The sequence below is a fragment of the Kineococcus auxinigenes genome, from assembly GCF_050871525.1.
In the GTDB taxonomy this organism is placed as follows: domain Bacteria; phylum Actinomycetota; class Actinomycetes; order Actinomycetales; family Kineococcaceae; genus Kineococcus.
Genome location: NZ_JBKBCT010000019.1, coordinates 45,981 through 53,233, shown reverse-complemented (window position 1 = coordinate 53,233; position 7,253 = coordinate 45,981). Strand labels below are relative to the sequence as shown.

The 7,253-nt window shown below is 76.8% G+C and carries 4 protein-coding genes and 1 pseudogene; all 5 read left to right on the top strand.

The annotated features are described in order from the left end of the window. Window positions 1–397: 397 nt before the first annotated feature. Window positions 398–3,298 (top strand): annotated as a pseudogene (locus ACRYR9_RS07985) (Rne/Rng family ribonuclease); the annotation flags it as partial. Between the two features lie 505 nt (window positions 3,299–3,803). Next, on the top strand, window positions 3,804–4,115 hold the full coding sequence (rplU, locus tag ACRYR9_RS07980; protein WP_432482331.1) for a 50S ribosomal protein L21: 312 nt from the start codon (window positions 3,804–3,806) through the stop codon (window positions 4,113–4,115). Window positions 4,116–4,124: 9 nt separating this feature from the next. Further along, window positions 4,125–4,379 carry a 50S ribosomal protein L27 gene (gene rpmA / locus ACRYR9_RS07975; RefSeq protein WP_432494376.1) on the top strand — a complete coding sequence of 85 codons (255 nt, stop codon included), beginning with the start codon at window positions 4,125–4,127 and terminating at the stop codon, window positions 4,377–4,379. Between the two features lie 137 nt (window positions 4,380–4,516). Continuing rightward, complete coding sequence (obgE, locus tag ACRYR9_RS07970) at window positions 4,517–6,097, top strand: GTPase ObgE (RefSeq protein WP_432494378.1); 1,581 nt, start codon at window positions 4,517–4,519, stop codon at window positions 6,095–6,097. Continuing rightward, complete coding sequence (proB, locus tag ACRYR9_RS07965; protein WP_432494380.1) at window positions 6,094–7,245, top strand: glutamate 5-kinase; 1,152 nt, start codon at window positions 6,094–6,096, stop codon at window positions 7,243–7,245. Before obgE ends, proB begins: the two co-directional genes overlap by 4 nt. The last annotated feature ends 8 nt before the right edge of the window (window positions 7,246–7,253 follow it).

Below are 7,253 nucleotides of genomic sequence, written 5' to 3'. Positions count from 1 at the left end.
GTCGTGGTGATTATGATCAGGTTGTTCGTGAAGTCGACCCTCCGAGCCTGGGAGCGGGGGAGGCGGCCGCCCTCGCGCCCCGGGCGCAGCCCCCCCCCCCCCGCCCCCCCCCTCGACCCCGATCGCGAGCGGACCCGCCGCTGTGGACGACGCCGTCCACAGCGGCAGGTGCGCGCGCTTGTGAGAGACTGCGGACGGTCGGGCGTTCCCCACACCGGGCGACCGACCCGCCGACCAGACCGCCGCCCGGAGCGTGGCGGCCGGGCAGCGCCGCGGTCCAGTGGAAGGGCCTCGCAGGCGCCCCGGTCCCCGATCCGGTCGGAGGGCGGGCGGCGGCACGAGCGGAGCGCCGCCGACCGCGTGCGAACCCCGTCCGTGCACCGAGGACTTCCGCCGGGTGCGGGTCACCCCACCCGGCGATCCCTTCGAGGACGCCTCCCGGCGGCCACGGGTTCACCGGTGGAGTGGCCGTCGTCGGGCGACGGGAGCACCCGTGACGACCACACCTGAAGAGAACGACCAGAACGCAGCGGCACCGTCGGGCAGCGGCACCACCCGCCCGCGCCGGCGCCGGGCCGCCAGCCGCCCCGCGGGGCCGCCGGTGCGCGTCGAGGCGCCCGAGCCCGCCGCCGACGGCGAGCCGCCCGCGGTGACGAGCCCCGAGCAGCCCGTCGGCGAGGTGGCCGGCGGCACCGTCGAGCAGACCGTGCCCGCCGCCCCCGCTCCACCGGCCCCCGCCGACACCCCCGCGCCGGAGGACGAGCCGGCGGAGGAGGCGGCCCCGGCACCCCGGCGCCGCGCCCGCCGGGCCACGCGCCGCACCGGCACCCCCGCGGCCGCCGCCGAGGAGGCGGCCGTGGAGCAGCCCGTCGGCGAGGTGGCCGGCGTCGCCGTCGAGCAGACCGTGCCGACCGCCCCCGCAGCTCCCGAACCCGCCCCGGAGCCGGTCGCCGAGCCGATCGCCGAGCCCGCTGCGTCCGAGGCGCCGGCACCCGCGCGGCGCCGCCGCACCTCCCGGTCTCGTGCGACGGCCCCCGCCGAGCCGGCCGAGGTCGCTGCGGCGCAGGACCGTCCCGTCGAGGACGAGCCCGTCCAGGCGCCCGCCGAACCGGTCGCCGAGGAGCCCGCCGCCGATCAGGCGGTCGCCGAGGAGCCCGCCGCCGACCAGGCGGTCGCCGAGGAGCCCGTGCAGGCCCCGGTGGACGACCCGCAGGACGTCATGGACGACCCCGTCCTCCTGCGCGCCGCGGGGCTGGCCGGCCGCCGCGAGCGCACCGCCGCCGAGCGCGCCGCCGAGGCCGCCGCGCGCGCCACCGCCGTCTTCTTCCAGGCACCCGCCGTCGACGAGGCGCCCCGCCGCAGCCGGCGCGCCTCCGCGCCGGCGGGTCCGCCGCGGCCCGCCGCGGAGCGCTCCGCTCAGGAACCCGGCGAGGACGCGGTGCGCGATGCCGAGGACCTCCTGGACGCGCTGACCACGGGCGGCGAGGACGTCGACGTCGAGGAGGGCCCCCTGCGGCCCGCCGCGGGTGAGGACGACCGCAGCGCCCCCGCGGGCTCCGACGAGGACGACGACGAGGACGCCGGCAACCGCCGCCGTCGCCGCCGCGGCGGCCGGGGCCGGCGAGGGCGCACCCGCGAGGACGCCGAGCGCACCGACGACGAGGGCCGGGGCGACGAGCGCGACGGGGACGACGACGCCCGGGCCGGGGGTGGGGAGCCCGGCACGCCTGCGCGCGCAGCGGCCGTGGACGCCTCCGACGAGGACGAGGACGAGGACACCGGTACCGACGGGGACGAGGGCGCCGAGGCGGACGAGGCGTCCGGTTCCTCGCGCCGTCGCCGTCGCCGTCGCCGCCGCGGCGGGGCCGCCGAGGGCGACGAGCCCTCGCCCGACGACCCGCCGAACACCGTCGTGCGGGTGCGCGAGCCGCGCCGGGGCCGCGGCAGCGGCGGGAGCACCGGCGGCGGCACCGGCGAGGACGAGATCACCGCGCTGAAGGGCTCCACCCGCCTGGAGGCGAAGAAGCAGCGCCGCCGGGAGGGCCGGGAGCAGGGCCGCAAGCGCGCCATCCTCACCGAGGCCGAGTTCCTGGCGCGCCGCGAGAGCGTCGAGCGCGTCATGGTCGTGCGGGAGAAGGACGGCGTCACGCAGATCGGCGTGCTCGAGGACGGCATCCTCGTCGAGCACTACGGCGCCCTGAAGGCGCAGACCACGATGGTCGGCAACGTCTACCTCGGCCGCGTGCAGAACGTGCTGCCGAGCATGGAGGCCGCCTTCGTGGACGTCGGCAAGGGGCGCAACGCCGTCCTGTACGCCGGTGAGGTCAACTGGGACGCCGCGGGGCTGGAGGGCCAGCCGCGCCGCATCGAGGCCGCGCTGAAGTCCGGCGACCCGGTGCTGGTGCAGGTCACCAAGGACCCCGTCGGCCACAAGGGCGCCCGGCTGACCAGCCAGGTCTCCCTGCCCGGCCGGTACCTGGTCTACGTCCCGCGCGGCTCCATGACGGGCATCTCCCGCAAGCTGCCCGACACCGAGCGCTCCCGGCTGAAGAAGGTCCTGAAGAAGGTCGTGCCGGAGGGGGCCGGCGTCATCGTCCGCACGGCCGCCGAGGGGGTCTCCGAGGACGAGCTGGCCGCGGACGTGCAGCGGCTGCAGGCCACCTGGGAGTCCATCCAGGCCAAGGCCTCCAGCAAGAACGCGCCCGTCCTGCTGCACGGCGAGCCGGACCTCACCGTCCGCGTCGTGCGCGACGTCTTCAACGAGGACTTCTCCCGCCTCGTCGTCTCGGGGGCCGAGGCGTGGGAGACGGTGCACGGCTACGTCGGCGACGTCGCCCCGGACCTGGCTCCCCGGCTCCAGCGGTGGGAGTCCGACGAGGACGTCTTCGCCGCGCACCGCGTCGACGAGCAGCTCCAGAAGGCGCTGGGCCGCAAGGTCTGGCTGCCCTCGGGCGGCTCCCTCGTGATCGACCCCACCGAGGCGATGCACGTCATCGACGTCAACACCGGCAAGTTCACCGGCTCCGGCGGGACGCTGGAGGAGACGGTGACGCGCAACAACCTCGAGGCGGCCGAGGAGATCGTCCGCCAGCTGCGGCTGCGCGACATCGGCGGGATCATCGTCATCGACTTCATCGACATGGTCCTGGAGTCCAACCGCGACCTCGTGCTGCGCCGGCTGGTGGAGTGCCTGGGCCGCGACCGCACCAAGCACCAGGTCGCGGAGGTGACGTCCCTGGGGCTGGTGCAGATGACGCGCAAGCGCACCGGGCAGGGGCTGGCCGCCGTGCTGGAGGAGCTGGAGGCGGCCTCCGCCGAGAACGCCTCCTCCGGCGCCTCGGACGGGGGGGTGAACGGCTCCACCGCCAACGGCTCGGGAGCCGGCACGCCCGCCTCCAACGGCTCGAACGGCGGGTCGGGCAAGTCCCGCGGCCGCCGGGGCCGCGGCTCCCGGGACGCGCGCGCCGAGGAGCAGCCGCCGGCCGCCGACCCGTCCGCCGCGGAGCCGGCCGCGCGGGAGCCGGGCAAGGACCCCGCCGTGCTGGCGGCCATCGCGGCCGTCGCGGCCGCCCGCCGCACCGAGGCCGCAGCTGCCGAGGCCTCGGCGGCCGAGGGTGCGGCCGGCGAGGGGGCGCCTGCCGAGGGTGCCGGCGAGCAGGTCACCCCCGGCGGCGGCGAGTCGTTTTGACCCCCGAGGGTGGCGTTCCGTACGCTTGACCCTTGGTGCGCCACCGTGCGCGAGCCCTGGTCCGCCGTCGGCGGGCCGGTGGCGTCCCAGTTCGTGCGAGAGAAACGGGTTCGTTGTGGTCTACGCCATCGTCCGCGCCGGCGGCCGGCAGGAGAAGGTCTCGGTCGGCGACGTGCTGACCATCGACCGGGTCGCCGTTCCCAGCGGGGAGACCCTGCAGCTGCAGCCGCTGCTCCTCGTCGACGGTGAGACCGTCACCCACGACGCGTCCGCGCTGTCGGGTGTCAAGGTCGTCGCCGAGGTGATCGAAGGGGCCCGCGGCCCCAAGATCACCATCCTGAAGTACAAGAACAAGACCGGGTACCGCAAGCGCCAGGGGCACCGCTCCAAGCTGACCCGTGTCAAGATCACCAGCATCGGGGAGTGACGTCAGCTCATGGCACACAAGAAGGGCGCGAGCTCCTCGCGCAACGGTCGTGACTCCAACGCCCAGCGCCTCGGCGTGAAGCGCTTCGGTGGCCAGGTCGTCAGCGCGGGCGAGATCCTCGTCCGCCAGCGCGGCACCCACTTCCACCCCGGTGACGGTGTGGGCCGCGGCGGCGACGACACGCTGTTCGCACTGGTCCCGGGTGCCGTCGAGTTCGGCACCCGCCGCGGCCGCAAGGTCGTCAACGTCGTCGCGGGCGAGTGACGACGCACCAGTCGTGACACGGAGGGGCGGACCGGGCATCCGGTCCGCCCCTCCGTGCGTCGCCCCGCGAACACCCCACCCCCGCCCGCCGCACGGCGTCCGGGGGCCAGCAGTCCTCAGAGAGCCGGAGAGTCGCCATGGCCGCCACGTCCCCCACGTTCGTGGACCGGGTCGTCCTGCACGTCGCTGGCGGTGACGGCGGCAACGGCTGCGCGTCGGTGCACCGCGAGAAGTTCAAGCCGCTCGGCGGCCCCGACGGCGGCAACGGCGGCCGCGGCGGCGACGTCGTCCTCGAGGTCGACCCGCAGGTGACGACCCTGCTGGACCTGCACCGCCGCCCGCACCGCAGCGCACCCGACGGCCGCTTCGGCATGGGCGGGCACCGCAGCGGCGCCGAGGGCGAGGACCTCGTCATCGGCGTGCCGGACGGCACCATCGTGCGCTCCGCCAAGGGCGAGCTGCTGGCCGACATGGTCGGCGCCGGCACCCGCTTCGTCGCGGCCGCCGGCGGCCGCGGCGGCCTCGGCAACGCCGCCCTGGCCTCCCCGCGCCGCAAGGCCCCCGGCTTCGCCCTGCTCGGCGAGCCCGGCGACACCCGCGACGTCGTGCTGGAGCTGAAGACGCTCGCCGACGTCGCGCTCGTCGGCTTCCCCAGCGCCGGCAAGTCCAGCCTCGTCGCGGCGCTGTCGGCGGCCCGGCCGAAGATCGCCGACTACCCCTTCACCACGCTCGTGCCGAACCTGGGCGTCGTCGAGGCCGGCGAGACCCGCTTCACCGTCGCCGACGTGCCCGGCCTGATCCCCGGCGCCAGCGAGGGCCGCGGGCTGGGCCTGGACTTCCTGCGCCACGTCGAGCGCTGCGTCGCCCTCGTGCACGTCCTGGACGGCGCGAACCTCGAGGCCGACCGCGACCCCGTCAGCGACCTGGAGGCCATCGAGAAGGAGCTGGCCGCGTACCGCGTCGACGACGGCACCGTCCCGCTGCAGGACCGCCCCCGGATCGTCGTGATCAACAAGGCCGACGTCCCCGACGCCCGGGACATGGCCGAGATCGTCCGCGCCGACCTGGAGCGGCGCGGCGCCCCGGTCTTCGTCGTCTCGGCGGTCGCCCGCACGGGGCTGCGCGAGCTGGGCTTCGCGATGGCCGAGCTCGTCCGCGCGGCGCGCGCGGCCGCTCCCGAGGCGGTGCCCACGCGCGTCGTGCTGACCCCGCCCGCCGTCGACGAGGCCGGGTTCTCGGTCACGCGCGAGGAGTACGGCGACGTCGAGGCACGCCAGGTCCGCTTCCGGGTGCGCGGGCAGAAGCCGCGCCGCTGGGTGCGCCAGACCGACTTCACCAACGACGAAGCGGTGGGCTACCTCGCCGACCGCCTCGCCCGCCTCGGCGTGGAGGACGAGCTGTTCAAGGCCGGCGCGGTCCCCGGCGCCGAGGTGGTCATCGGCGACGACGAGAACGCCGTCGTCTTCGACTGGGAACCGACCATGGTCTCCGGTGCGGAGGTCCTGGGGCAGCGCGGCTCCGACCTGCGCCTGGAGGACCACTCCCGCCCCACCCGTTCCACCAAGCGCGAGCAGGAGCGCGAGCGCCGCGCCGCGAAGGTCGCGGCCCGCTCCGAGCTGGAGGCCGAGCGCCGCGCCGGCCACTGGACGGCCGACGACGACTCCCACGACCCCGTCGCCGACCCCGCCGGGGGCGAGCCGCCCACCGAGGGCCGGTGAGCGGACCCGCCGCGGCGACCCGCCGCGAGGACCTCGCCGGTGCGCGCCGGGTCGTCGTCAAGGTCGGCTCCTCCTCGCTGACCACCGCGGCCGGCGGGCTCGACGCCGCGCGCCTGGACGCCCTCGTCGACGTCCTGGCGCAGCGGCGGGTGGCCGGCGGCGACGTCGTCCTGGTCTCCTCCGGGGCCATCGCGGCGGGGCTCGCCCCGCTGGGCCTGCGCAAGCGGCCCCGCGACCTCGCCAGCCAGCAGGCCGCGGCGAGCGTGGGGCAGGGGCTGCTGCTGGCCGAGTACACCCGCGCCTTCGCCCGCGCACGGCTCACCGTCGGGCAGGTCCTGCTGACCGCGGAGGACGTGGCGCGGCGCAGCCACTACGGCAACGCCCAGCGCACGCTGGAACGGCTGCTGTCGCTGGGCGTGGTGCCCGTGGTCAACGAGAACGACACCGTCGCCACCCACGAGATCCGCTTCGGCGACAACGACCGGCTCGCCGCGCTGGTGGCGCACCTGGTGCGCGCCGACGCCCTGGTGCTGCTCAGCGACGTCGACGCCCTGTACGACGCCCCGCCGTCGCGCCCTGGCGCCCGCCGCATCGACCTGGTGCGCGGCCCGCAGGACCTCGCCGGCGTCACCGTGGGCGCCGCCGGCGCGGCCGGGGTGGGCACGGGCGGGATGAGCACCAAGGTGGAGGCGGCGAGCATCGCCGTGGCCGCCGGGGTGCCGGCGCTGGTGACCTCCGCCCCGCTGGCCCGCGAGGCCCTGTCCGGCGCCGACGTGGGCACGTGGTTCGCGGTGCCGCCCGCCCGCGCGTCGCGCCGCGGCACCCGGCAGCTGTGGCTGGCCCACGCCGCCAGCCCCGCCGGTCGCCTGGTGCTGGACGAGGGCGCGGTGCGCGCGGTGCGCGAGCGCCGGTCCTCGCTGCTGCCCGCCGGCGTCCTCGGGCTCAGCGGCCGCTTCCGCGCGGGGGACCCGGTGGACCTGGTCGACGGAAACGGCCTCGCGCTGGCCCGCGGGCTGGTGAACTACTCCTCGGAGGAGCTGCCGGACATGCTCGGCCGATCGACGCGCGAGCTCGCCCGGCAGTGGGGTCCGGCGTACGAGCGCGAGGTGGTCCACCGCGACCACCTGGTGCTCCTGGGACGTCCCTGAGGCGCGCG